Source organism: Paraburkholderia polaris, from assembly GCF_012927345.1.
In the GTDB taxonomy this organism is placed as follows: domain Bacteria; phylum Pseudomonadota; class Gammaproteobacteria; order Burkholderiales; family Burkholderiaceae; genus Paraburkholderia; species Paraburkholderia polaris.
In genome coordinates this window covers 95,739-120,541 of record NZ_JABBGJ010000014.1, presented here as the reverse complement: position 1 = coordinate 120,541, position 24,803 = coordinate 95,739, and the positions used below count along the sequence as shown (strand labels likewise).

28 protein-coding genes, 1 tRNA gene and 1 riboswitch are annotated in these 24,803 nt (G+C 61.5%); of the genes, 10 read left to right on the top strand and 19 right to left on the bottom strand.

Features of this window, described 5'->3' with window-relative positions:
• Positions 1–32: 32 nt before the first annotated feature.
• Positions 33–1,109: an AI-2E family transporter gene (locus HHL24_RS14930; RefSeq protein WP_169486223.1), complete on the bottom strand. Its 1,077-nt coding sequence runs from the start codon at positions 1,107–1,109 to the stop codon at positions 33–35.
• A gap of 159 nt (positions 1,110–1,268) precedes the next feature.
• On the opposite strand from HHL24_RS14930, the gene purM reads away from it, so the two are divergent.
• Positions 1,269–2,324, top strand: a complete 1,056-nt coding sequence (gene purM / locus HHL24_RS14925) for a phosphoribosylformylglycinamidine cyclo-ligase (protein WP_169486222.1) — start codon at positions 1,269–1,271, stop codon at positions 2,322–2,324.
• 71 nt (positions 2,325–2,395) lie between these two features.
• Here the strand turns inward: purM and miaA are convergent, their stop codons facing one another.
• Both miaA and mutL read right to left on the bottom strand, forming a co-directional pair.
• Entirely contained in the window at positions 2,396–3,343 is a 948-nt protein-coding gene (gene miaA, locus HHL24_RS14920) for a tRNA (adenosine(37)-N6)-dimethylallyltransferase MiaA (RefSeq protein ID WP_169486221.1), read from the bottom strand.
• Positions 3,344–3,386: 43 nt separating this feature from the next.
• On the bottom strand, positions 3,387–5,426 hold the full coding sequence (mutL, locus tag HHL24_RS14915) for a DNA mismatch repair endonuclease MutL (protein WP_169486220.1): 2,040 nt from the start codon (positions 5,424–5,426) through the stop codon (positions 3,387–3,389).
• A 172-nt stretch (positions 5,427–5,598) separates the two neighbouring features.
• Between mutL and HHL24_RS14910 the strand changes: the two genes are divergently transcribed.
• Positions 5,599–6,273: a DedA family protein gene (locus tag HHL24_RS14910; RefSeq protein ID WP_169486219.1), complete on the top strand. Its 675-nt coding sequence runs from the start codon at positions 5,599–5,601 to the stop codon at positions 6,271–6,273.
• Between the two features lie 183 nt (positions 6,274–6,456).
• Here the strand turns inward: HHL24_RS14910 and HHL24_RS14905 are convergent, their stop codons facing one another.
• From HHL24_RS14905 to ydfG, 12 genes are all read right to left on the bottom strand, one after another.
• Complete coding sequence (locus HHL24_RS14905) at positions 6,457–7,269, bottom strand: mechanosensitive ion channel family protein (protein WP_169486218.1); 813 nt, start codon at positions 7,267–7,269, stop codon at positions 6,457–6,459.
• Between the two features lie 194 nt (positions 7,270–7,463).
• Positions 7,464–7,928 (bottom strand): hypothetical protein, encoded by a 465-nt coding sequence (locus HHL24_RS14900; RefSeq protein ID WP_329606656.1) that lies wholly within the window; start codon positions 7,926–7,928, stop codon positions 7,464–7,466.
• 161 nt (positions 7,929–8,089) lie between these two features.
• Positions 8,090–8,749 carry a hypothetical protein gene (locus HHL24_RS14895; protein ID WP_169486217.1) on the bottom strand — a complete coding sequence of 220 codons (660 nt, stop codon included), beginning with the start codon at positions 8,747–8,749 and terminating at the stop codon, positions 8,090–8,092.
• 228 nt (positions 8,750–8,977) lie between these two features.
• Positions 8,978–9,053, bottom strand: a tRNA-Lys gene (locus HHL24_RS14890).
• 193 nt (positions 9,054–9,246) lie between these two features.
• The gene (gene ybgF, locus HHL24_RS14885) at positions 9,247–9,996 is read right to left on the bottom strand and encodes a tol-pal system protein YbgF (protein WP_169486277.1); all 750 of its coding nucleotides are present in this window, start codon (positions 9,994–9,996) and stop codon (positions 9,247–9,249) included.
• 19 nt (positions 9,997–10,015) lie between these two features.
• Positions 10,016–10,525 carry a peptidoglycan-associated lipoprotein Pal gene (pal, locus tag HHL24_RS14880; RefSeq protein ID WP_169486216.1) on the bottom strand — a complete coding sequence of 170 codons (510 nt, stop codon included), beginning with the start codon at positions 10,523–10,525 and terminating at the stop codon, positions 10,016–10,018.
• Between the two features lie 32 nt (positions 10,526–10,557).
• A complete protein-coding gene (tolB, locus tag HHL24_RS14875; protein WP_169486215.1) occupies positions 10,558–11,850 on the bottom strand; it encodes a Tol-Pal system beta propeller repeat protein TolB in 1,293 nt (430 codons plus the stop codon).
• A gap of 139 nt (positions 11,851–11,989) precedes the next feature.
• On the bottom strand, positions 11,990–13,015 hold the full coding sequence (tolA, locus tag HHL24_RS14870) for a cell envelope integrity protein TolA (RefSeq protein ID WP_169486214.1): 1,026 nt from the start codon (positions 13,013–13,015) through the stop codon (positions 11,990–11,992).
• Positions 13,012–13,455 carry a protein TolR gene (gene tolR / locus HHL24_RS14865; RefSeq protein WP_169486213.1) on the bottom strand — a complete coding sequence of 148 codons (444 nt, stop codon included), beginning with the start codon at positions 13,453–13,455 and terminating at the stop codon, positions 13,012–13,014. Before tolR ends, tolA begins: the two co-directional genes overlap by 4 nt.
• A 10-nt stretch (positions 13,456–13,465) precedes the next feature.
• Positions 13,466–14,143 carry a protein TolQ gene (gene tolQ / locus HHL24_RS14860; RefSeq protein ID WP_012431821.1) on the bottom strand — a complete coding sequence of 226 codons (678 nt, stop codon included), beginning with the start codon at positions 14,141–14,143 and terminating at the stop codon, positions 13,466–13,468.
• 155 nt (positions 14,144–14,298) lie between these two features.
• On the bottom strand, positions 14,299–14,778 hold the full coding sequence (gene ybgC, locus HHL24_RS14855; protein WP_169486276.1) for a tol-pal system-associated acyl-CoA thioesterase: 480 nt from the start codon (positions 14,776–14,778) through the stop codon (positions 14,299–14,301).
• A gap of 70 nt (positions 14,779–14,848) precedes the next feature.
• Positions 14,849–15,595 (bottom strand): bifunctional NADP-dependent 3-hydroxy acid dehydrogenase/3-hydroxypropionate dehydrogenase YdfG, encoded by a 747-nt coding sequence (gene ydfG, locus HHL24_RS14850; protein ID WP_169486212.1) that lies wholly within the window; start codon positions 15,593–15,595, stop codon positions 14,849–14,851.
• Positions 15,596–15,833: 238 nt separating this feature from the next.
• Positions 15,834–15,942: riboswitch (ZMP/ZTP riboswitch) on the top strand.
• A 166-nt stretch (positions 15,943–16,108) separates the two neighbouring features.
• Here ydfG and glyA point away from each other — a divergent pair.
• The 7 genes from glyA (at position 16,109) to HHL24_RS14815 (ending at position 20,889) form a co-directional block, all read left to right on the top strand.
• A complete protein-coding gene (gene glyA / locus HHL24_RS14845; protein ID WP_169486211.1) occupies positions 16,109–17,356 on the top strand; it encodes a serine hydroxymethyltransferase in 1,248 nt (415 codons plus the stop codon).
• Between the two features lie 6 nt (positions 17,357–17,362).
• Positions 17,363–17,845: a transcriptional regulator NrdR gene (gene nrdR, locus HHL24_RS14840; RefSeq protein WP_027799387.1), complete on the top strand. Its 483-nt coding sequence runs from the start codon at positions 17,363–17,365 to the stop codon at positions 17,843–17,845.
• 199 nt (positions 17,846–18,044) lie between these two features.
• Positions 18,045–18,611: a GspH/FimT family pseudopilin gene (locus HHL24_RS14835; RefSeq protein ID WP_407947505.1), complete on the top strand. Its 567-nt coding sequence runs from the start codon at positions 18,045–18,047 to the stop codon at positions 18,609–18,611.
• A complete protein-coding gene (locus tag HHL24_RS14830) occupies positions 18,608–19,066 on the top strand; it encodes a type IV pilus modification PilV family protein (protein WP_169486210.1) in 459 nt (152 codons plus the stop codon). The genes HHL24_RS14835 and HHL24_RS14830 overlap by 4 nt, the downstream gene beginning before the upstream one ends.
• On the top strand, positions 19,063–19,872 hold the full coding sequence (locus HHL24_RS14825; RefSeq protein ID WP_169486209.1) for a PilW family protein: 810 nt from the start codon (positions 19,063–19,065) through the stop codon (positions 19,870–19,872). The genes HHL24_RS14830 and HHL24_RS14825 overlap by 4 nt, the downstream gene beginning before the upstream one ends.
• A 128-nt stretch (positions 19,873–20,000) precedes the next feature.
• The gene (locus HHL24_RS14820) at positions 20,001–20,447 is read left to right on the top strand and encodes a pilus assembly PilX family protein (protein WP_169486208.1); all 447 of its coding nucleotides are present in this window, start codon (positions 20,001–20,003) and stop codon (positions 20,445–20,447) included.
• A 10-nt stretch (positions 20,448–20,457) separates the two neighbouring features.
• Positions 20,458–20,889, top strand: coding sequence for a type IV pilin protein (locus HHL24_RS14815; RefSeq protein ID WP_169486207.1), 432 nt, complete (start codon positions 20,458–20,460; stop codon positions 20,887–20,889).
• A gap of 85 nt (positions 20,890–20,974) precedes the next feature.
• On the opposite strand, the gene HHL24_RS14810 is transcribed toward HHL24_RS14815, so the two are convergent.
• The 3 genes from HHL24_RS14810 to HHL24_RS14800 all read right to left on the bottom strand — a co-directional run bounded on the left by HHL24_RS14810 (position 20,975) and on the right by HHL24_RS14800 (position 22,417).
• The gene (locus tag HHL24_RS14810) at positions 20,975–21,454 is read right to left on the bottom strand and encodes a DUF3318 domain-containing protein (protein ID WP_169486206.1); all 480 of its coding nucleotides are present in this window, start codon (positions 21,452–21,454) and stop codon (positions 20,975–20,977) included.
• 125 nt (positions 21,455–21,579) lie between these two features.
• The gene (locus HHL24_RS14805) at positions 21,580–21,966 is read right to left on the bottom strand and encodes a phage holin family protein (protein WP_169486205.1); all 387 of its coding nucleotides are present in this window, start codon (positions 21,964–21,966) and stop codon (positions 21,580–21,582) included.
• Between the two features lie 148 nt (positions 21,967–22,114).
• Entirely contained in the window at positions 22,115–22,417 is a 303-nt protein-coding gene (locus HHL24_RS14800) for a DUF883 family protein (protein WP_007179108.1), read from the bottom strand.
• 343 nt (positions 22,418–22,760) lie between these two features.
• Here HHL24_RS14800 and HHL24_RS14795 point away from each other — a divergent pair, with 343 nt between their 5' ends.
• Complete coding sequence (locus HHL24_RS14795) at positions 22,761–23,399, top strand: peroxiredoxin (protein ID WP_169486204.1); 639 nt, start codon at positions 22,761–22,763, stop codon at positions 23,397–23,399.
• 154 nt (positions 23,400–23,553) lie between these two features.
• Here the strand turns inward: HHL24_RS14795 and HHL24_RS14790 are convergent, their stop codons facing one another.
• On the bottom strand, positions 23,554–24,744 hold the full coding sequence (locus HHL24_RS14790) for an acyl-CoA dehydrogenase (RefSeq protein ID WP_169486203.1): 1,191 nt from the start codon (positions 24,742–24,744) through the stop codon (positions 23,554–23,556).
• Positions 24,745–24,803: the final 59 nt, after the last annotated feature.

The window sequence follows — 24,803 nt, the reverse complement described above, 5'->3', positions numbered from 1 at the left end:
GGGCCCTAAAACGTCAATGAACAGTCAGTGACTCAGTTGTTGTAAAGCGTGCTCGCCAGATAGCTTTGACGCAACTCGCGCATCGCTACTGACAGAATGGCGCTGACCGGCAGCGCCAGCAACACGCCGAAAAAGCCGAACAGCTGGCCGAACGCGAGCAACGCGAAGATTACCGCGAGCGGGTGCAGGCCGATCCGTTCGCCGACGAGGCGCGGCGTGAGATAAAAGCTCTCCACGATCTGGCCGACACCGTAAATCAGCGCGACCGCGCCGAAGCCGTACCAGTCGCCGAACTGTAGCAGTGCCGCGAGCAGCGCCAGTACGAGTCCGGTTGCAAAACCGATGTACGGGATGAACACAGCGAGGCCCGTGAAAATACCCACCGGCAGCGCGATCTCGAAGCCCGCGACGGTCAGCGCAATCGCATAGTAGACCGCGAGCACCGCCATCACGAGCAATTGGCCGCGCAGGTATTGCGACAGCATCTGGTCCATGTCGCGCGCGAGTTGCAGCGTCTTGTCGAGCCAGCGGCGCGGCACCACGATCTGCATACGCGCGAGCATGCGGTTCCAGTCATACAGCAGATAAAACAGCACGAGCGGCACCAGCACGACGTTGCCGACCACCGTCATCATCACGTTGCCGCTGGTGCGAATGTAGGTCCAGGCATACAGCGCGACGGTCTGCGCGCTGCCTTCCAGTTGCCCCATCACGAGATCGCGGATGCTGGCGAAATCGAGCGAATCGGCGAGGCCCAGCATGGCGAGCTTGGGTTGCAGCCAGGCGCTGACATGCGCGAAGAAAACCGGCACCTGCTGCCGTAACTGCGGACCTTCTTTCTGGATGACGGCCAGCACCAGCAGCACGAGCAGCGTCACCAGCAACGAGAAGAACAGCATCATCAGCAAGGCGGCGAGGGCGCGCGGCACACGCCGGCGCACCATCCACGCGACGCCCGGTTGCAGAATGTACGCGAGAATGGCGCCGAGCAGGAACGGCGTGAGGACCGGACTCAGGAGCCAAAGCAGAATGCCGACGCCCAGCGCGATCGCCAGCCAGATAAAGGCGCGGCGCTGCACAGGCGTCAGGATCGAGGAGTTCTGTTGCAAAGTTGTTTCCCTGGTGTCGTCGCGACCGGATGAGTAAGGATGATTCAAATTCCAGCCAGACGGCCGGCAACTCTGTATGGGACCCGAGTAAGCGCTGAAGCGCCAACTCTGGTCGGCATCGGGTAAAATCGCATTTTACCGACCTTCTTGCCCTTCCCCATGAATCAACCGAAATCCGCCCCTGACACCCAAGGGTTGTCGTATCGCGACGCCGGCGTGGACATCGACGCGGGCGACGCCCTTGTTGACGCGATCAAGCCCTTTGCCAAAAAGACGATGCGCGACGGCGTGCTGGGCGGCATCGGCGGGTTCGGCGCGCTGTTTGAAGTGCCGAAGAAGTACAAGGAGCCGGTGCTGGTTTCGGGCACCGACGGTGTCGGCACCAAGCTTCGCCTAGCGTTTCAACTGAACAAACACGACACCGTCGGCCAGGATCTGGTGGCGATGAGCGTGAACGATATTCTGGTGCAGGGTGCCGAGCCGCTGTTCTTCCTCGACTATTTCGCTTGCGGCAAGCTGGACGTCGCTACGGCGGCGACGGTCGTGAAGGGTATCGCGCATGGCTGCGAACTGTCCGGCTGCGCGTTGATCGGCGGCGAGACGGCTGAAATGCCCGGCATGTATCCGGACGGAGAATACGATCTGGCCGGTTTTGCGGTCGGTGCGGTGGAAAAGAGCAAGATTATCGACGGCAGCACGATCGCCCCGGGTGACGTGGTGCTGGGTTTGGCTTCCAGCGGCATCCATTCGAACGGTTTTTCGCTGGTGCGCAAGATCATTGAGCGTGCACAGCCTGATCTGAATGCGGATTTTGATGGCCGTTCGTTGGCCGACGCGTTGATGGCGCCTACGCATATTTATGTGAAGCCTTTGCTGGCCTTGATGCAGCAGATCGCGGTTAAGGGTATGGCGCACATCACCGGCGGCGGGCTGGTCGAGAATATTCCGCGCGTTCTGCGTGAAGGTCTGACGGCTGAGCTGGATCACCGCGGCTGGCCGCTGCCGCCGCTGTTCTCGTGGCTGCAGAAGCACGGCGGCGTGGCGGATGCTGAAATGCACCGCGTGTTCAACTGCGGGATCGGGATGGCGGTGGTTGTGTCTGCTGCTGATGCCGATGCGGCGATCGGGCTTTTGTCGGCGGCTGGCGAGCAGGTCTGGAAGATCGGCGTGATTCGCGAAAGTGCGGCCGGTGAAGCTCAGACGGTAGTCGTCTAACCAGCCAGCTTGATTCAAAGCTGGTTTGCCTGCGCGGCGTACAGAAAGAAGGCGTCGCGTGGGTGAAAACCTCAAATCACCGCTTCAATCAAGCTGACGACCTGCGCAGTTGCGTTGGGATCGCAGCAATCAACAACAACCCGCTCTGTCATGCTGCGCAGCCAAGTGAGCTGCCGCTTGCACAATTGCCGGGTCGCAAAGACCCCCTTGTCCCGCATGGTCGAATAGTCGACGGCCCCGTCGAGATATTCCCAGACCTGCCGGTATCCCACGCAGCGCATGGACGGCATCTCGGGCGACAAATCCCCGCGTTCGCGTAATTTCACCACTTCGTCGATAAAGCCGTTGGCCAGCATGGCGTCGAAGCGATTTTCGATGCGCGCATGCAGCACGCTCCTCTCAGAGGGTTCGAGCGCAATCGGCACGAAGCGCCACGCCAAAGCGGCGTCATCCGTTCGGGCGGGCGCGGCCAGCAAAGCAGACATCGCTTGCCCAGTCAGCGTAAAAACTTCGAGCGCCCGCTGAATTCGCTGCGAATCGTTCGGTGCCAGGCGCGCAGCCGTAACGGGGTCGACAGCGGCAAGCCGCGCATGCAGCGCCGGCCAGCCGTCGCGTGCAGCGTCGGCATCGAGCGTCGCGCGTACGTCGGCATCGGCGGCGGGCAGGTCGTTTAGCCCCTGAGTGAGCGCCTTGTAGTACAGCATGGTCCCGCCGACCAATAACGGCAGCCGCCCGCGCGCGCTGATCTCGCCGATCAGGCGCAACGCGTCGCTGCGAAATTCCGCCGCCGAATACGCGTCCGCCGGATCGACAATGTCGATCAGATGATGCGGCGCCACCGCGCGTTCTTCCGGCGTCGGTTTGGCGGTGCCGATATCCATCTCGCGATAGACCAGCGCCGAATCGACACTGATGATTTCCACCGGCCGCCGTGCGGCCAGCGCCAGCGCGGCGGCGGTTTTGCCGGATGCGGTCGGGCCGAGCAGGCACGGGATCGGCGCGGGAGTGCGTGAAGTCATAGGCAAGACGGCGCGCGCCGAATCAGCGTAATCAGGCGCACCGTCATTGCCCACGCATGAACAGCCGATCGAGATCGGACAGCGTCAACTGGTACCACGTCGGACGCCCGTGGTTGCATTGGTCGGCGCGCTCGGTCGCCTCCATCTGGCGCAGCAGCGCATTCATTTCATCGAGCGTCAGACGCCGGTTCGCGCGCACCGCGTGATGGCACGCGAGCGTGCCTAGCAGTTCGTGCTGACGCTCGGTCAACACGCGTGAACCGCCGAACGCGTGCAGGTCGGAGAGGACCGCGCGTGCCAGCGCCTGCAGATCGGCGTCTTTCAGCAACGCAGGCACGGCGCGGATCGCGAGCGTGGTCGGCGACAGCACGGCGAGATCGAAACCGAGTGCGTCCAGCGTGTCGCGCTCTTCCTCGACCGTGCCAATTTCGATTGGATCGGCCTGCATCGTTTGCGGGATCAGCAGCGGCTGCACAGCAATCGTGCGATCGGCCAAGGCGTTCTTGAACTGCTCGTACAGGATGCGTTCGTGCGCGGCGTGCATGTCGACAATCACGAGTCCGTGCGCGTTCTGCGCGAGCACATAGATGCCGTGAATCTGGCCGAGCGCGAAGCCGAGCGGTTGCTCGTCTGAGGCATTGAACGCGGGCGATGCGTATGACCCCGAGGTGTTGTACGGGGACGGCGCTTCTGCAGCCGAGTCGCGCGCTTCGAACAACGTCGCGCCTTCCGCTGTGCCGGTGTTCGTGTCTTTACGGCCGAAAAGCGCGTCATAGAACGCCAGCGGTTGCGCAACCGGCAGCGTGCCCTGCGTCATGCGCGCCTGACGCATCCAGGTATTGCCGGGCTGCGAGGATCCGAATCCGCTGGCCGTGCCACCGCCAAAGCTGCCTGCGCCGGTGCCGAAGCCGCCACCGCTTCCAGCGCCCGCACCGCCTGGCGGCGTAGCGCCGAACGATGCCGGCCCGCCCGTCGACGCTTCCAGATGCGCCGCATGCCCACCGGCGGTTGTTTCCGGCGAGGCGCCCGCGTGCCGCGCCAACGCACGTTGCACGGCATGGAACACGAACTGGTGAATCGACCGGGAATCGCGAAACCGCACTTCGATTTTGGACGGATGCACGTTCACATCGACCGCTTCTGGCGGCAGATCGAGAAACAGCACGTAGGACGGATAGCGGTCGCCGTGCAGCACGTCTTCGTAGGCGGCGCGCACGGCGTGCGTGAGCAGCTTGTCGCGCACGAACCGGCCATTGACGAAGAAATACTGTTGATCGGCGCGCCCGCGGCTCGCGGTCGGCAGGCCGGCGCACCCGTAGACGGCGAGCGGTCCGGCGGATTCGTCGAGCGGCAAATGAGCCGTCGCGAAGGTTTCGCCAAGAATCTTCGCGACCCGCGCGGGCGGCTCGCTGGCGTTCCAGTGTTCAACCGCCTTACCGTTATGCAGCACCGAAATCGCCACATCCGGCCGCGCCAGCGCAGCGCGGCGAATCTGTTCGAGGCAATGGCCAAGTTCGGTCTGCTCGCTTTTCAGGAATTTGCGGCGCGCGGGCGTATTGAAGTACAGCTCGCGGACTTCGATCGTGGTGCCTTGGGTGCCGGCGGCGGGACTCAGCACACCCGTTTGCGCGTCGACGCGCACGGCGTGCGGCGCGTCAGCAGTGCGGCTCGTGATGCTCATCTGCGCGACCGACGCAATCGACGCCAGCGCTTCGCCGCGAAACCCCAGCGTGGCGACCGCCTCCAGTTCGGCGAGCGAGCGGATCTTGCTGGTCGCGTGACGCATCAGTGCGAGCGCGAGTTCGTTTTCGGGGATGCCACAGCCGTCGTCGGTGATCGAGATGCGTTTGACGCCGCCCTCGTCGAGGAGGATGCGCAGCGTCTGCGCGCCAGCGTCGAGCGCATTTTCCAGCAATTCCTTGACCACCGAGGCCGGCCGCTCGACCACTTCGCCGGCGGCAATCTGGCTGATCAACTGATCGGGCAGGGGCTGGATCGCCCGCAACGGGCGTGGGACGGGCGTGGCGGCGGAAACTGCGGCCGCGTCGACGGTGCCGGCAGGTGTTTCGGAGAATTCTGACATGGCGAAATTATAGCGATTCGGCGCGAGCAGATTTTTAATCGCAACCGGGCACTTTCGGTATCATGACGCGGTCAATTTCCGGCGGCGAGCACGCGCTCGCTGCCCATCGCCCGCAAAGCTGCTGACGCGGCCGCTCCCGCCACGCTCACATTCGCTCAATAAAGGACGCTTTTTGGACACGCTGCTACAGTTCGCCAACCTTGTCTTGCACATCGACAAGTTTCTGGGCGTCTTTATTCACGAGTACGGCGCCTGGGTCTACGCGGTGCTCTTTCTGATTGTGTTCTGCGAAACCGGGCTGGTCGTTCTGCCGTTCCTGCCTGGCGATTCGCTGCTGTTCATCGGCGGTGCCTTTTGCGCGACCGGTGAAATGAACCTCGGTTTGCTGATCGTGCTGCTGCTCGTCGCAGCGGTCATTGGCAACACGGTGAACTACATGGTCGGGCGGTCCATCGGGCCTCGGGTGTTCAATTCACACATCCCTTTTCTTGAGCGCTTCCTTGACCGCACCGCGCTGCAGAAAACTCATAACTTTTATGAAAAGCATGGCGGCAAGACCATCGTGCTGGCGCGTTTCATTCCGGTGGTACGGACCTTTGCCCCGTTCGTTGCCGGTGCATCGGAGATGACGGTTAGCCGGTTCCAGTTGTTCAACGTTCTCGGTGCGCTGTTCTGGGTGTTGCTGCTGGTGTTCCTCGGTTACTTCTTCGGCAACATTCCGTTCATCCGGCAGTATCTGAACTTGATCGTGCTGGTGGGTATCGGCGCGGCCGTGGTGCCGGTTGTGCTTGGTGCGCTATGGAAAATGACGCGCAAGAACGCCGCGGCCAAATCGGGTAGCCGCTAACGCTTCACGTAGTCCGAAGGAAGATGAGAAAACGGCGTCGCGAATCTCGCGACGCCGTTTTCGTTTTGCGGTCCTGATTCCGATGAGCCGATAAGCCGATGAGCCGGACCGCTGAGGCACCGAAAAAACGCTTCGCCTTAGCGAACGTCAACCTCAGTCCAGAGACCTGAGCCCCGGTCGCGCTCAACTGACGATACGCGGCGCAAGCGGGGTTTCCGGTGTCGGATAGCCTGCATCCTTGAAGGTCTGAATGATCGCGCGGTTGGTATCGAAGTAGACCTGCCAGTAATGGTCGGTGTGCGTGTAGGGCCGCACGCACAGCAACGGTCCTTCCGGCGTGAAGCTCAGCACTTCGATATCCGGTGCGGGACTTTCGGCCACGTTCGGAATCTGCGTAACGGCCGCCTTCAGCCGGTTCATCGCATCCGTAGGATCGACGCCGTTCGCAATCTTCGCGGTCAGCTCGACGCGCCGCACCGGCAATGCGCTGTAGTTCGAGATCGTGTCCGAAAAGATCTTGTTGTTGCCGACGATGGTCGTCACATTGTCGGGCGTCACGATGGTTGTGCCGAACAGCCCCAGTTCCGAGACCGTGCCCGTGACGCCGCCCGCCATGACGAAATCACCCACCTTGAACGGCCGCAGTACCTGCATGAAGATGCCTGCCGCGAAGTGGGCGAGCAATCCACCCCACGCAGTGCCAATCGCAAGACCGAGGCCGGCGAGCAATGCGGCGAACGAGGTAGTCTGGACGCCGAACACTTGCAGGATCGCGAGAATCAGCAGCAGGTTCAGCAGCGCGCCGAGAATCGAACCGAGGTAATGCGCGAGCGTTGGATCGACCCGGCCGTTTTTCGAAAGCAGTTTGCGAAGCAAGCCGGTGATCAGGCCAATGACCCAGCGGCCAACGACCCACAACACGATCGCACCGAGTACCTTGGTGCCGAGGTCGATGCCTCGGGTCATGATGAACACGCGTACGGTTTCGAGATCCAAGATGTTCCTCGTTGGTTAAGTTGCCTTCGACTGATTGAACGGCGGTAGTGCAATACAGCGGCAAATGCCCGGTGGCGGGCGCGAACGGTAACCCTCGGTCATCGGAAGTTATAGGCGACGGCGCGCCCATACGCAAGGTCCGTTCCTGATGATGATGCGGATTGCGTGACGAGGAGAAAGTGGGCCGCGTGGAGTTACATCGGCAGATGTGATTCGGAATACGGGGACGTGCGGATGACCAGCGCGTGGTTGTTAGTTTTGGCGGGGCGGGCGCAACGTGCGGCGTACTGCCACGCGAATGCGGCAATGGCTGCCAGCACGTACGCGCTGGCGCGCTCGAAGAATGCGCTCGACGTGCTGAACTTGCCATAGCGGCTCTGCGCATCGGCGAACACGAGAAAGGTCAGCGCGGCATCGAGCAGCAACGCGGCCGAAGCCAGCGCAACGAAAATGTGCGCGCCATTGAGCGCGGCACCGGGTACGAGCCGGTTGCACAGATGACACGCGCTCAGCACGATAGCCAGCAAAGCAAGGTTCGAGACAAGGTCGAACAGAAAATTGGTCATATTGACGGAATGAAAGCGCAGGGATCTGCGGTGTTGTCCGAGCGTCTGCTCACGCAGCGTTGCAGCGTGATTCGCAGAATCGGCGGCGATCATTGCACGTCTTTACGTCTCAATAAATATCAATGTTCGGAGTCCGTTGTATCCGTTCCGTATCGAAGAAGCGTGATGTAAGACAGACCTCATGGTCGCGTGGGTCGTTATGATTTGCGCTGTCAGAATCTTTTGCGCCAAAGCGAAAGATTGAGGCCAACTGATCAGAAGTGGTACGAAAGGCCAATTTGCAGCGTCGGATACCATCGGTAGGGCGAGGCCTTGTCCCTCAGTTGCTGCAAGCCGGTCGCGATAATCTCCTGGCTCATGGCGGGACCCGCAGCCTGAGCCAGGGCCGGTGACAACGTATAGGACGAGCGCGGTACGCCATAAGCGACGCCGAGATCGACCACGAGGCCAAATCCTTTGGCTGTGGGTTGCAAACCATAGCCCACCCCCAGATAAGGCATCACGGTCGGGTACTTGACCGTGGCGGTCGCATACTCGCCTGGAAAGGCCGGTGTGGTCTGGCCTTTGAATGTGTAGGTGCCGTTCGTGGGAACGGAATTGCCGCTGACCTCATCGTCCGTGAAGCGAAGGCCGGCGGTGACGCGAAAGCCGCTGTTCGACCACGGGAACAGATCGCCGTAGAGACCTCCCTGGCGAAGACGCACGCCGTCGGCATAACGATTTCCCCCCACCGTGAAGTCATGCGACAAGTTGATCGCGTTGAAGTCCGCGTGCAAGCCGAACCAGGACGTGACGTTCAGCGCCGCGCCAATGCCGACACCAAGCGTCCCGCCCTCCAGGAATACTTCCTGAGCGTGCGCCGTTTCGATCGAGATTGCCAAACCTACTACCCAGATTACTTTTGCAGTGTTCATGGGCGCCCCCCTGGGCGGGTTGGGCGGCGGAGTCGTTTGTCCAGGCAGCCCTGTTTTATGGTCTTTTTTGCGGCGCTCTTCCGGCGCCGTGAAGCGATAATGCTTGCGCAAGACGCGGGCGGTCTGTGGGGTGTCGAACTATTTGGGGGATCGAGCGGAGAGGGCGGCGCGCGGGCCAGAAAAAGAAAAGGGCTTGCGACGCTGACGCGTGCAAGCCCTTGAATCTTTTGGTAGGCCGTACGGGATTCGAACCTGTGACCAACGGATTAAAAGTCCGCTGCTCTACCAGCTGAGCTAACGACCCAAAAGAGAAGCGAGATTATAGCGATAGCCTCTATGGGCTGTCAACCCATGGTGGTTAGTCGAGCGATCCGCACTTCAGATAGTGAAAAGCCCGAGGTATCTACCCCGGGCTTTTCAGCGAGAGGCGCGCGTGGCCATTGATTTGGGGACTGCGCAGCCACTGCGCGTTACATCAACTGCTAAACGCTGTACGACTACTTGATCTGCGACAGCTTGCTCTGAGCCGATTGCGCGACGTCCGAGCCGCTGTACTGCGCGACGATCTGCTCCAGCGTCTTTTTGGCTGCAGCCTTCTGACCTTGCTCGAGCTGATTGTTCGCAATCGCGAGCAGCGCTTCCGGTGCGCGCGGATGCTGCGGGTAGTTCTTCACCACACCTTGCCAGGTCGCCGTCGAACCCTTGTAGTCACGCAGCGCATACAGCGCATTGCCGAGCCAGTACTGCGCGGTCGGCTGGTAAGGGCTGTTCGGGAACTTGGAGATGAAGCTGCGGAACGACGCAGCCGCATTCTTGAAGTCGCCGTTGCGGAACTGCTGTGAAGCCGCATTGAACGAATCGGTTTCACCCGGCTGCACCTCGCCCTGGACGCCGTCCACCGTCTGTTGCTGCGGCTCGAATTTCTTCAGCCGCGTGTCCAGATCGGTGTAGTAGTCCTTCTGCTGTTTTTGCAGCGTGGTGAGTTGGTTGCCCATGTCTTCGTTCTGCCCACGCAACGTCGCGACCTGCTGATTCAGCTGATCGAGGCGGTTGGACTGATCGAGGATCGTGCGCTGTGCGGCCGACAGTTGGCTCGACAGGCTATCGGTCTTCGAGCGCAGATCGAGAATGGCCTGACGGGCCTGATCGTCGTCGAAGATGCCCGCATGCGCGGGCACAGCCGCGAAGGCCGTGCCTGCGACGCAGGCCGCTGCGGCAAACCGCAGCCAGGAGAAACGATGCGTCATTCGGCTCATCACCCGTTACTTACTGTTGGTACACGAGGTCGGCGCGGCGGTTTTGTGCCCACGACGATTCGTCATGACCGTCAGCTTGCGGCTTTTCCTTGCCGAGGCTCACGGCTTCCATTTGCGAGTCCGTCACGCCCATCAGCGACAACGAACGGCGCACAGCTTCAGCACGCTTCTGGCCGAGTGCCAGGTTGTACTCGCTGGTGCCGCGTTCGTCGGTGTTGCCCTGGATCAGGACGTGGCGTTGCGGATGGCTCTTCAGGTATTGCGCGTGTTGTTGCAGCAGCGATTGGTAATCGTCCTTGACCGAGTAGCTGTCGAAGTCGAAGTAGATGCTGCGCTTGGCGAGCGGGCTGTTCGGATCGTTCAGCGGATCGACGTTGACCTGAGCGACATCGGTCGGATTCGGTTGCGTCGAAACTGCACCACCCTTGTTAGCGTTTTCGTCGAGCTTGACGCCCGAGTGACATGCGGCCAGCGCACCGACCATCAGTACGGCAAATGCGAAACGAAGTTTTGACATCATTTTGTTACTCTCCTTGTGTTGTTGCATGAACGTTACTGCATAAACGGGCCCCAGGATGGCTCGCGTACGCTACCACCCTGAACGGACAGGACCTGCCGAGTGCGACCGTCGGTCGATACTGCCGCCAACACGCCACGGCCGTTCACCTGTGTGGCGTAAAGAATGTACTGACCGTTCGCCGCGAAGCTCGGCGATTCGTCGTGTGTGGTGTCCGTCAGGCCCGTGGCCGTATTGCCTTGCAGGTCTTGGATATAGAGCTTGAACCCGCCGCCGACGCGCGAGATATAGGCGAGCTGCTTGCCATCCGGACTCACGCGCGGGCTGGTGTTGTAGCTGCCCGTGAAGGTCACGCGTTGCGCGGCGCCGGCGTTCTCGCCCTGGGCCGACATCTTGTAGATCTGCGGTTGGCCGCCACGGTCGCTGGTGAAATAGATCGACTGGCCGTCAGGAGAGAAGCACGGTTCAGTGTCGATCGAACTGCCTTGCGTGAGGCGGCGCAGGCCGCTGCCGTCCGCATTGACGGCGAAAATCTGCGTGTTGCCGGTGCGCGAGAGCGCGACGGCCAGCGTGCGGCCATCCGGCGACCAAGCCGGCGCACTGTTGTTACCCTTCTGGTCCGATACGACCACGCGACGGCCCGTAGGCAAATCGTGGATGTAGACGATCGGCTTCTTCTTTTCGAACGAAACGTAAGCGACCTTGGTGCCGTCAGGCGACCATGCCGGCGAGATGATCGGCTCGGGGCTCGACAGCGCGATGTGCGCGTCCTGGCCGTCCGAATCGGAAATCTGCAATTGATAACGGCCGCCCGTCTTGATGACGTACGAAAGGCGCGTGGCGAACACGCCGCGGCCGCCCATCAGCTTCGCGTAGATGTAGTCCGCGACCTTGTGCGCGCTCATGCGCAGCCCGCTTTCCGGGCTCACCAGCACGAGACCGCCGAGGCTTTCGCCCTTGACGGTGTCGTACAGCTTGAAGCGCACTTCGTACTGGCCGTTCGGCAAACGGTTCACGCTGCCGGACACGAACGCGTTGGCGCCCTTGGCTTTCCAGCTGCCGAGGTCGACGGAATCTGTTTCAGAGACCGGCGTGCTGCCCGCGTCGATATTCGTGAATTTTCCGCTGCGTTGCAGATCCTGGCGCACGATCGTGCTGACCTGCTGCGGCGAGTTCGCTTCATTGGCGAAATTCGCCGTTGCGATCGGAAACTGTGTGGACCCGACGCCCGTTACGAGGACGTTGAGTTGTGCGTTGGCGGCGCCGCCGACGGCGATCAGGCACGACGCTACAAGTGTCCGCAGGCCTAGCTTGGTCATCAAACTCATGCTGAATGGTTTCCCCAAAAACGGTTTTACTAACACTTCATGACAGCAGAGAGACCCGCGAATATCTAATTCGTTCCCGGGTCGGCCGCGCTGGGCGGGGCGCTGCGTCTGCTGTCAACGGACTGTCAAATTGTTGCAATCAACCTGCCGGGCGCAACGTAATCTTGAAGCTGGTCGGCGTCTTTCCGTCGATATCCTGAGGCATCGGATTGGAACGCTGGACGGCCCGCAGTGCCGCGTCATCCCACGCCGAATTGCCGCTGCTGCGCGAGATCTGCGCATCCAGCAGCGTGCCCGTCGGCGAGCAGCGTACGGAGATGACGGTCTCCAGACCTTCCGTTTCGCCGCCCCACGAGATGTTCGGGCGAACCACACGGCGCACCTTGTCCGCGTAACCCGCCGATGCCGCCGTGCCACCCGAGCCGCTACCCGTGCCGCTCTTGCCAAGTCCATCGCTGCTGGAACTCGTGCCGCCGGCCGAACCTTGCATCATCTGCGCGAGGCGCGCGCGACGCTCCGTGTCGAGCTTTTTGGCTTGCGCAGCAGCATCGGCTTGAGCCTTGGCTTTCGCTGCCTTTTGCGCATCGGCCTTCTTCTGCGCCTCGGCCTCAGCCTGTTTCTGCTGTTCCTGCTGCTGCTCTTTAAGTTGCTGCTGCTTTTGCTGCTCGGCCAGTTGCTGTTGCTTCAGCTTCTCGGCCTGCTGCTGTTGCTGTTGTTGCAGCTGTTTTTGCTTGGCCGCTGCGGTTTTCTGCGCGGCGAGCTGCGCAGCCTGATCTGCGGCCAGTTGCTGCTGACGCTTCGCCTCGGCTTCCTGCTGCGCTTGCAGCTTTTGCTGACGTTGCTGTTCAGCCAGTTGCGCTTCGCGAGCCGCTTCCTGTTGCTGACGCTTCTTTTCCTGCAGCGCGATATCGGCCTGCTCGTCCCGCACCGGCGGGGCAGGGGCCACTGGCACGGGAGGCGGCGGAACGGCACGAGGAATCGCCGTGTCCGGCACTTCGGTCCAGAGTTCGGCTTCCGCGCCTTCGGGCGTGCTGTTTTGCCATTGAATGCCGTGATACAGGAAGAACCCCAGCAGCGCGTGCATCACCAGGGCGAACGCAAAGGCTCGCCAGGTGCCGCGTTCACGCGGTGGTTGAAGCGGGTATTCGGAGTTCTTGCGGATCATTGTGATTTGACGAGCAATCCAACGCGCTTGACGCCCTGAGCTTTCAATTCGGACATCACGTTCATCACGACTTCGTACTTCACGGTTTTATCGGCGGCGATCACGACGGGCTGGTCTGGATGTGATTGCGCGCGGTCGGCGATAAAGCCGTGCAGATCGGCCTTGGTCATGTCTTCCTGCTGCTGCGCGCCGGAATCGTCCTTGTATTTGACGTTCATATTGCCGTCCGCGCGGATGTTTACGATCACGGGCGGCGTTTGCTGCTGAGGCGCGGCGCCGCCGACGGTCGGCAGATTGACGATCGACGGGGCGACGAGCGGCGCGGTCACCATGAAGATCACGAGCAGCACGAGCATCACGTCGATGTACGGCACGACGTTGATGTCGGCCATCGCGCGGCGCTGACGGGAACCGCGCATGCTGGAGGAAGAGCCTGCCATCGTGGACTCCTTACTGTGCCTGACGCTGCAAAATGTTCGAGAACTCTTCGATGAAGGTCTCGAAGCGGATCGCCAGACGGTCGATGTCGTGCGCGTAGCGGTTGTAGGCGACCACGGCCGGAATCGCGGCGAACAGGCCGATTGCCGTGGCAGTCAGCGCTTCGGCAATGCCCGGCGCGACGTTCGCAAGCGTAGCCTGCTGCACGTTGGCGAGGCCGCGGAACGCGTTCATGATCCCCCACACCGTGCCGAACAGACCGATATACGGGCTGACCGAGCCAACCGACGCGAGAAACGCCAGATTTGCCTCGAGCACGTCCATTTCACGCTGGAACGCGGCGCGCATGGCACGACGTGCGCCGTCGAGAATCGCACCTGAATCGTTCAGGCGCTTTTCCTTACCCTTCAGGAATTCGCGCATGCCGGACTCGAAAATCCGTTCCAGTGCGCCGATCGTGTGGCGGTTGTTCGCGGCGCTCTGATAGAGGGCCTGCAGGTCGCCGCCCGACCAGAAATCGCGTTCGAAGCGCTCAGTTTGCGCGCGTGCGCGGCGGATCGCAAACCACTTGCGGAAGATAAAAGTCCACGACAGTAGCGACAGCAGAAGCAGCAGCGCCATGACGGCCTGCGCCAGCAGGCTCGCATTGAGTACGAGAGAAACGATCGACAGATCTTGTGTAGTGTTCATAAAGGTTCGTTTTAACGTCCCGGAAGGGGGCGTCCGGCTGCAAGGTCACTTGAAACTTGCCGTGGGCAAAATGGAAGCATCGGCGATATTGCAAGCCGAACCATGCTTTGTGTTGCTTGATCGATATGAGTTCACTGGCCCCGTAACAACGGGGTTCAGTCGTTGTCCGTTGACATGCCGCCGCGGTTCACGCTCGGCCCGCGCCGCAAAGCAGCGAGAACCGGTGGAGGAATCGCGGCCGGCCGCAGCGCAATGCGGTCGACGCAACCGACCCGGATGGAGCCGGTAGCAAGCAGCGTGCCGTCACGCCACGCTTCCTGCGCAAAATCGACGGATGCGCGGCCAAGACGCTCGATTCGGCTTACCACATTGACGACATCGTCGAGCCGGGCTGGCGCCCGATAATCGACTGCGGTGCTGCGCACGATGAAGATTGCGTCCGCTTCGTCGGCGAGCCGGTTCTGGTCGACGCCGCACGCGCGCAGCCATTCGGTGCGCGCCCGTTCAAAAAATTTCAGGTAATTCGCGTAAAACACGATGCCGCCGGCGTCGGTATCTTCGTAGTACACGCGGATCGGCCACGTGAAGCCGATTTCCGTGCCGGGCTGGCTGGTCGACATATTCATGCGGCGCATTTTACCGGAACGCACACCCCGAGGTCTGTTTCAAGATGTGCGCCCCGCCCGGCGGGCCTCAGCCGGAATTTCACCCGCGATGTACCGACAAAGCAGAGAACGATTGGGCCACCGGCATCAGCTCGATCGTGTTGATGTTGACGTGGGCAGGCCGGGTGGCGATCCAGTAGATCGAGTCGGCGATATCTTCAGGTGTCAGCGGTTGTACGTTCTCGTACATTTTGGCCGCTTTTTCGTCGTTCCCGCGGAAACGCACGTTCGAGAACTCGGTGCCGCCGCACAGGCCCGGCTCGACGTTGGTCACGCGCAATGCTGTGCCGGTCAGATCGGCTCGCAGATTCAGACTGAACTGGTGCACGAACGCCTTGGTTGCGCCGTACACGTTACCGCCGGCGTATGGCCAACTGCCGGCCGCCGAACCCAGATTGAAAATGTGCCCGCGATTGCGTTCCAGCATGCCGGGCAGGAGTGCATGCGTGACTTGCACGAGGCCCGTGCAGTTGGTCTCGATCATGGTGTTCCACTCGTCGAGGCTTGCCTTTTGCGCCGGCTCGACGCCGAGCGCGAGGCCCGCGTTATTGACGAGCACGTCGAGCGCGGCGAAATCGGCGGGCAGCGAGGCCGGCACAGCCTCGACGGCGGCGCGGTCGCGCACGTCGAGCTCATACGGCAGAAGGGCGTCGCCGAGTTCGTCGGCGAGTGCCTGCAGGCGGTCCTTGCGGCGCGCGGTGGCGACGACACGATGGCCGCCCTTGACGAAAGCGCGAGCGATAGCGGCGCCGAACCCCGCGGACGCTCCGGTTACGAACACGATCATTGCAGTTCCCTGGCTAGTAAAAGAGAAAGGTCCCAAGCCTACTTCCAATGCGGCGCTGCGGCAAGGATGAACCAGCCGTACCAATGGCTTGGGCAGGCACGCAGAACGGATTCCGGGTCCGCTTTGATCAGACGTTTGCGCGCTGCTCGCGGCGCCGCCGCAATCGGCTTCGCGAGCGCCCGCCGGCCCGCCAGGAAGCCGGTTGCCTATTCGATCCTCTTCCAATAAACTAACGCGCTCATCCCTGCGTGACTGGCGATAGAACCGGTTCAAGCAATCGGGTTCAAGGTGGAACAACCCACCGTGAAGCGCAGGGTGCCGTTTTGCCGTTCGCCTGGGCAGCCGTGATCCGCGCGCATTGATCTGCGCTGGCGGTGGCTGTCCTGCCTCGCGTGTGCGGCGACTCTCTATCCGCCACGTCAGGGCTGGCCCAGTCGCCAGCAGCGCTGCGTACCCTCTACGCAAGATTCGGCGCACGATCCGGTCAACCTGAACACACTCAACGGAATCCGTATGTTTGACAGAGCCCAAAGTACCATCGCCAACGTCGATCCTGAACTCTGGAAGGTCATCGAGCAGGAAAACCGCCGTCAGGAAGAGCACATCGAACTGATCGCGTCGGAAAACTACACGAGCCCGGCCGTGATGGCTGCGCAAGGCTCGCAACTCACCAACAAGTACGCCGAAGGGTATCCGGGCAAGCGCTATTACGGCGGCTGCGAATACGTCGACGTCGCCGAACAGCTGGCGATCGACCGCGTCAAGCAACTGTTCGGCGCCGAAGCCGCCAACGTGCAGCCGAACTCCGGCTCGCAGGCGAACCAGGGCGTGTTCTTCGCCATGCTCAAGCCGGGCGACACGATCATGGGCATGAGCCTCGCGCACGGTGGTCACTTGACGCACGGTTCGCCGGTCAATATGTCGGGCAAGTGGTTCAACGTGGTTAGCTACGGCCTGAACGAAGCCGAAGACATCGACTACGACGCGGCTGAGAAGCTCGCACAAGAACACAAGCCGAAGCTGATCGTGGCTGGCGCGTCGGCGTTCTCGCTGCGCATCGACTTCGAACGGATGTCGAAGATTGCGAAGTCGGTGGGCGCGTACTTCATGGTCGACATGGCGCACTACGCCGGCCTGATCGCCGCGGGCGTTTATCCGAACCCGGTGCCGCACGCAGATTTCGTCACCACCACCACGCACAAGAGCTTGCGTGGCCCGCGCGGCGGCGTGATCCTGATGAAGGCTGAGTTCGAAAAGCAGATCAACTCGGCCATCTTCCCGGGCATTCAGGGTGGTCCGCTGATGCACGTGATCGCCGGTAAGGCCGTCGCGTTCAAGGAAGCACTGTCGCCGGAGTTCAAGGCGTATCAGCAGCAAGTCGTCGAGAACGCGCGCGTGCTGGCTGAAACGCTGGTCAAGCGTGGTCTGCGCATCGTCTCGGGCCGCACCGAAAGCCACGTGATGCTGGTCGACCTGCGTGCGAAGAAGATCACCGGCAAGGCAGCGGAAGCTGCGCTTGGCGCGGCGCACATCACGGTCAACAAGAACGCGATTCCGAACGACCCGGAAAAGCCGTTCGTCACGAGCGGTGTGCGTCTCGGCTCGCCGGCCATGACTACGCGTGGCTTTGGCGTCAAGGAAGCGGAGCAGGTGGGTAACCTGATCGCCGACGTGCTGGACAACCCGGAAGACGCGGCTACGATCGAACGTGTACGTGCGCAAGTTGCCGAGTTGACTCAGCGCTTCCCGGTTTACGGCTAAGCCGACATGCACTGCCCCTTCTGCCGTCACGCCGATACGCAAGTTGTAGACTCCCGCGTGTCCGAAGACGGCGCGACGATTCGCCGGCGCCGCCGCTGCCCGGCCTGCGACAAACGTTTCACGACGTATGAGCGGGTCGAGCTGGCGTTGCCGTCGGTCGTCAAGAAGGATGGCAGCCGCACGGAATTCGATCGCCGCAAGATCGTCGCAAGCATGCAACTGGCGCTGCGCAAGCGCCCGGTGGCAGCGGACGCGATCGACGCGGCAGTCGCCCGCATCGAGTATCAACTGCTCGGCAGCGGCGAGCGTGAGGTGCGCAGTGAGCGCCTCGGCGAACTCGTGATGAACGAGTTGCGTGCGCTCGATACCATTGCTTATGTTCGTTTCGCCTCTGTCTACCGGCGCTTCGAAGACGTCTCCGAATTCGAGGACGTGATCGAAGAATTTCGCCGCGCCTCTTCTCCTCCCAAGCCGTCCCGCAAGCGCTGATTGCTGTCGCGCCTGAAGCTGCGTTCCAAGTTCTGTTTTCCACTGCGTAGGTTCACGCATCTGCATCTCCGCTCCCGTTATGGTTCGTCACGCGTGCATTTTTGCGCGGGATAGCGTCTGAGTGCCACCTGGCCATTCGGCCGATTGTTGACCCGTTTGCGAATCGCTAGATTGGCTGCATTCTTTGAAACGATCAGGGATGCAGATGAAATGGGATGCAGTTTGTTTGAGGCCGCGCCGCGGCTTTACGCTTGTCGAAACACTGGCCGTTGTCGCACTGCTGGCGGTAATTGCGGTGATGGCGACGCCGTCGTTCGTTGCATGGCACCTGCGGGACCAGGTCGACGCACGCGCGAAAGCGCTTGCCGCAACGCTCGCCTATGCGCGCAGCGAAGCATTGCGCCGCGGTGCTCGCGTCACAGTGTGCAGAATCGACGCGGCGCGACATTGCCTTGCTGCAGGGCAAGCTTGCGGCAACGGCGTCACCGACTGGTCGTGCGGCTGGGCCGTATTGGCCGAACGGGGTGGCACGCTCTCGCTGCTGCGAGCACATCCTTTGCTGGCAGCGGTCAGCATCACCGGGACGCAGACAAATCTCACGTTTACGCCGCCGGCGGGCCAGTTGATCGGCACCTTTCGCAGCTTTGATATCGCGCCGCGCGTGCCGTCGAAAGCGACTCAGGGCGACAAGTGGCGGCGCTGCATCCGCATCGCGGCGGGCGGGCGCGTGCGGATTATCGAGGGCGCGTGTGGAGCGGCATCATGAGCCGATATCCGTCGAACCCGTGCGCACGCTGTTGCCCAGCAAGGCGCTTAAGAAAGCACAGAGGCAGTTCGCTGATCGAAGTGATGCTGGCCGTTGCCCTGATGGCAGTGACGGCGCTCGGGTTGATCGCCGGTCAATTGTGGACTGCGCGCGAAGCCCGTGCGATGGCAATGCGCGAGCACGCGGCATGGATCGCCGATTCCGTCGCCGAAGCGATGCGCGAGCCCTCGGCCGGCGATTCTGCGATCAGACAATTGAGCGCGCGCGCAACTGCTCTGTTGCCGCACGGCGAAGCGTCGGTAGCGGAAAGCAGCGGTGTGTCTGCAGCACGTGTCACGTGGACGGCCCTGCGTAACACGCCGCGCGCCGGCGATGTTATCGACACGCCCGAATCGTGCGGTGGTGCGGATGTTCCCACCGGCGCCTCATGCGTTGCGCTGGCGTTTGCGAAATGACGCAACGTATATATATCGCGCGTGGCCATACGCTCGTCGAGTTTGTGATCGCCATTGCGCTGGGACTGGTGGTGACCGCCGGCGCGGTTTCGCTCTATACAACTCAGCGTGACGTGTTCGAGCGCGCGGGCGATGCGATGCGGATTCGCGAAGCCGGCTTGACCGCGCTTACGCTGATGGGCCAGCAGCTTCAAATGGCCGGCTTCGTGCCCGCGGACGTCGTGAGGTTCAATAGTCCGCCACCCTTTTTCGGCTGTTCGGGGGGGCGCCCGACTGGTGCGGACGACAGCGTTGTCTGCGAGGCGTTGCCGAGCCGCTCGGACGGCATCGTGGTTCGTTATGCTGGGGACAACGTTTCGACGTGGCCATCAACGACCGGTCAATCGACCGACTGCCTCGGTCAGGCTGTAACGAACAACAATGCGGCACTCGACGGGCAGGGCGTGTTGGTGGTCAACCGGTACTTCGCCAGGGTCAGCGGGTCGACGGGCGAGCCGGAACTTTACTGTGAAGGCAATGGCAAGGCGGGGTCCGCGCAGCCGCTGGTCGAAGGCGTCGAGCGCGTGCGGCTCAAGTACTGGCTGGCCGGCGGGCTGACCGCAATCGACGCGTCGGCGGTGACGACCGGTCAATGGGCCAAGATCGTCGCCGTCGATCTCTGCGTGCTCGTCCGCGGCGCTCCGCAGGGACGGCGTTTGCGCTATGTCGATTGCGATGGCGTGAGCGCGCTTGGTGCCGACATGCGGGCGCGGCAGGCTTTCTGGCGGCGGGTAGCGATACGCAATCACGCAGAGGATTCCCTGTGACAAGAGGACCTTGCAATCCAGCGCACCGCGCGTCGTCGAAACATTTGACACGTCTTGTCCGTGCCGGTCGTAGATCATGCGTTCGCAATCGCGGTACTGTCCTGCCGATCGTCCTGCTGATTTCCGCGATGATGTTGACCACCTCCGCAGCCTGGTTCGAAACATCGCTTGCAGCGGCGCGCGGCGCCAGCAACGTGCGCGACTATTTGCAGGCATTTCATGCTGCGGATTCGGCGCTGACCTTATGCGCCCGGAGCGCGGCCGCTGCGGCAGCTTTCGAACCGCAGCCCGTGGCGTCGCTCTCACCCGGCGAGCCGACGCAATGGAAGCACGAAGCCGCTTTTGAAGCCGGCGCCGTTGCGCCTGTCGCGCAATGGCCCGGGTCGCTGCGTGCGCCGCAATGTTTGATCGAAGCGTGGCGTCTGGGCACTCGCGCCGATGCCCGAGCCTATTTGTTGACTTCACGTGGCTTCGGCCGGACCAAAGAGTCGCAGGTGTGGTTGCAGATGGAACTCGTGATCGCAGGTGAGCAAATCGAGCGCCATTGGCGTCGCGTCGCCGCACGCCCATTTTGACGGGAGGTTCATGAGGAGGCGGCATACATCCGCATTTACGCTACTGGAGTTGATGATCGCGCTGGCGATAGCTGCCACGCTGGTCGTGTTTGCCGTGCCCTCATACCGGAGCCATGTCGCGCGAACACATAGGATCGACGCGGCGTCCGCCCTTTTTCGGGCAGCGCAATTTGTCGAGGGAGCGGCGAGCGATGGCACCGCGACACTTCCGCCGGGTCTGGATCAGGCGCCGCAATTTGGCACGCCGATCTACCGGTTGCAAGTGCTGCCGGCAGACGACGCAAATGGTGGCTATTCGGTAGAAGCAGTGCCAACTGAAATCGGCCCTATGCGCGACGATGCTTGCGGCACTTTCACGCTGGACGCGACAGGGTTGCGAGGCAATAGAAACGGTGCAAACGGCACAGCGCCGGCTAGCGGCGAGTGCTGGAATACGAGCTAGGGAATGCTACAAGCGAACGAGCCGACTTGAGCCGACCAGGGAATCAAAACGCAATGACGTGTAAAAGACGTTCTTGTGCCGTGCTTCAGTACCCGCTATCAACAGCCCTTTCCTTGTCGACGGCAGACGTGGCGGAATCGCGCTTCATCTGCTGCCAGATTCGATACGCTTCCCAGCCCGCAAGCGCAAGGCTGCCCCATTTGAGCACGGGTTTTGCACCCGCTGCAATAGTCGCGCGCAGTGGTTTGGCCAACAGAAGCGAAGCGATCGAACTGATGAGCGGATATTGTTTCAGAAGCGCACCGATGCTCCCTGCGTTAAGGAAGCTCGCTTTCGATCCGCGGCCCACGCGCATGCCACCGAAGCCTGGCAGAATGAATTTGAGCCAGCTGAAGTGCGTGACGGCCTGCCGCAATTCGATGGTCGCCTGAGCAAGTTCCATGCGTTCGACGTCCGCGCGCACCAGCAGCAATTCCTTGCGCAGCGCTCGCAGATGCGGCGCACTCAGATCTTTGGCCTGGTAGCGTTTGTTGCGGAATGCGGTATCGGAGTGGGTTTGGCTCATGGCGTGTCTGCGGCAGTGGAAGTGGGGCGGTGAAACAGTGCTGCAAATCGTTCGAGGTGTCTGCGACGTATTGCAAAGGCGCAGGGCGGTTGAGGCACGCCCATGGGCCCGTTACGCCTGCCGTATCACGGTTTGCGGAACACGTCGCGGTCTTTTTCGAACTCAGCAAGCGTGGCCTCGAACACCATTGGGGCATTGCGCAAACCGCTGCGCGCTTTCAGTGCACAGGCTATTCCCGCAATGGCATAAACCGCTGTGATGCCAGCGAGCGCCTGCCATCGGTAGGTGTCCCAGAACGCGATGGCGATCAGCGCCGTCAATGCGATCAAGGCCATCGTCGCGAGCATCATGGCGGCGAGGCCGAGGAACAGCACACCGAGCAGACGATCTTTTTCTTCGGCGAGTTCGATGCCGACCAGTTCAAGCCGCGTTTGCAAAATGGCAAACACGGATCCGATGATACGGCGCAACGGACTATGTTCGCCGTGCTGCGATTGTGTTTCGATCGTCATGGCTTTGGGCGTTGCGCGTGAAGGCCTAACCGGCGCCCGAAAAGGAGCGCGCCAAGAGAAGCGGACCGGCCAGACGTGCGCCGGTCAACTTGATTCGCTGGTGTGCCGGAAGCGATGCGCCCCGGCAGCGTCACCAGTGTCAGCAGTGTTACTTGCGGTTGATCAACAGCCCCAGCAGTACACCGGCGCCCGCGGCGATGCCGATGGATGCCCACGGATGCTCATGCACGTAATCGTCGGTGGCCCGTGCGGCCTTCTTGCCTTTCTCGACCACCACGACCTGCACGTCAGCCGCCTTTTCCTTAGCCTGCTTGAGGCGCGTAAGCGCCGTTTCACGCAGTTCCGAAGCGCGCTCGCCCGTGGCGCTCGCGGCCTGTTTCAGCAAATCTTCAGCGTCCGCGAGGACGGTTTTGATATCCGACATCAATCTCTCCTTGTTGATTTCCGACATTGACAGCTCCCCTTCGTCTCACGCCACGCGTGAATCGTAACCAAAGAAACGGCCGCTGGCGAGCGCAGTGCTCGATTTATGAAAACGAATGCACGAACCGTTCCCGGTTGAAGCAGAGCCTTAAAACTCCACGTTTGCGGCACCGTGCGGCAAAGTTCGCCTAAGATGGAGTTGATCTGTCCCGCAAAGTTTCCACTAAATTGGTGAAAATTACAAAAACGCATAACGTAGTGACGCGATGTTGGTTCGTTGTGTACCGTCACTCCCTTATGCTGTATTTTTGCTTGCCGTCGCGGGCGAATGCTCGCGCAGAATGTCCGAATACAACCTAGGAGCATGCACTATGAGTCTACGTCTTGGCGATATCGCACCGGATTTCGAACAGGAGTCGAGTGTCGGCCGCATCAAGTTCTACGAATGGCTGGGCGATAGTTGGGGCGTGCTGTTCTCGCACCCTGCCGATTTCACGCCGGTCTGCACGACGGAACTGGGTTTGACGGCGAAGCTGGCTGGCGAATTCGAAAAACGCAACGTGAAGACGATCGCGTTGTCGGTCGATAGCGCCGAGTCGCACAAGGAATGGATCAAGGACATCAACGAGACGCAAGCTGCCAATGTCGGCTTTCCGATTCTCGCCGACGGGGATCGCAAGGTCTCTGAGCTGTACGACATGATCCACCCGAACGCCAATGAAACCTTCACGGTCAGGTCGCTGTTCGTGATCGATCCGAAGAAGAAGGTGCGTTTGATCATTACATACCCGGCCAGCACCGGGCGTAACTTTGATGAAGTGTTGCGCGTGATCGACTCGCTGCAACTCACCGACAACCACTCGGTAGCCACGCCGGGCAACTGGAAGCAGGGCGAAGACGTGGTGATCGTGCCGTCGTTGAAGGACGAAGAAGTCATCAAGCAGAAATTCCCGAAGGGCTACAAGGCGCTCCGCCCGTACCTGCGTTTGACGCCGCAGCCGAACAAGTAAGCGGCTGATGTGTCATGAAGCGCGCCGTTAGCTTCAACGCGGCGCCGCAACGAAAAAAGGCCGGTTCAAAAGAACCGGCCTTTTCCTTTCCTGCTGTCCCACTTTTTCCATCCGGCGGCCAAGACGAAACGCCGCCATCAAGACAATCAGCGCATCAGAAAAACGCCTGAATGCCTGTTTGGGCGCGCCCGAGAATCAGCGCGTGAATGTCGTGCGTACCCTCATACGTGTTCACGACTTCCAGATTGACCAGATGCCGCGCGATGCCGAACTCGTCCGAGATACCGTTACCGCCGAGCATGTCACGCGCGAGCCGTGCAATGTCCAGCGCCTTGCCGCACGAATTGCGCTTCATGATTGACGTGATCTCGACGGCGGCAGTGCCTTCGTCCTTCATCCGGCCGAGGCGCAGCACGCCTTGCAGGCCGAGTGTGATTTCGGTTTGCATGTCGGCGAGCTTTTTCTGGATCAACTGGTTCGCGGCGAGCGGCCGGCCGAACTGCTTGCGATCCAGCACGTATTGACGCGCGGTGTGCCAGCATGCTTCAGCCGCGCCGAGCGCGCCCCAGGCAATACCGTAGCGCGCCGAGTTCAGGCACGTGAAGGGACCGCGCAAGCCGCTGACTTCGGGGAAGCGGTTCTCTTCCGGCACGAACACTTCGTCGAGCACGATTTCGCCGGTGATCGACGCGCGCAGACCCACCTTGCTATGGATGGTCGGCGCCGACAGCCCTTTCCATCCCTTCTCGAGAATGAAGCCGCGGATCGAATCCTTGCCGTTCTCTTCGAGCTTCGCCCACACGACGAACACGTCGGCGATCGGCGAATTGGTGATCCACATCTTCGAGCCCGACAGCGAATAACCGCCATCGACCTTTTTCGCCCGCGTGACCATGCTGCCCGGATCGGAGCCGTGGTTCGGTTCGGTCAGGCCGAAGCAGCCGATCCATTCGCCGGTGGCGAGCTTCGGCAGGTACTTCTGCTTTTGCGCTTCCGAGCCGAATTCGTAGATGGGCACCATGACGAGCGACGACTGCACCGACATCATCGACCGGTAGCCGGAGTCGACGCGCTCCACTTCACGCGCGATCAGACCATACGCCACGTAGTTCAGACCGGGGCCGCCGTATTGCTCGGGAATCGTCGGGCCGAGCAGGCCGAGTTCGCCCATCTCGCGGAAGACCTCGATGTCGGTCTTCTCGTGACGGAACGCTTCGAGTACGCGCGGCTGCAGCTTGTCCTGCGAGTAAGCGGCGGCGGCGTCGCGCACCATGCGTTCGTCTTCGGTGAGCTGCTGATCCAGCAGCAGCGGGTCTTCCCAGTGAAACTGCGCGGCCTCTGCCATGACGTATCTCCTGATTCCTTGCTTGGCTAAAACTCGTTTGAGCTTGACTTAAGTTCCGC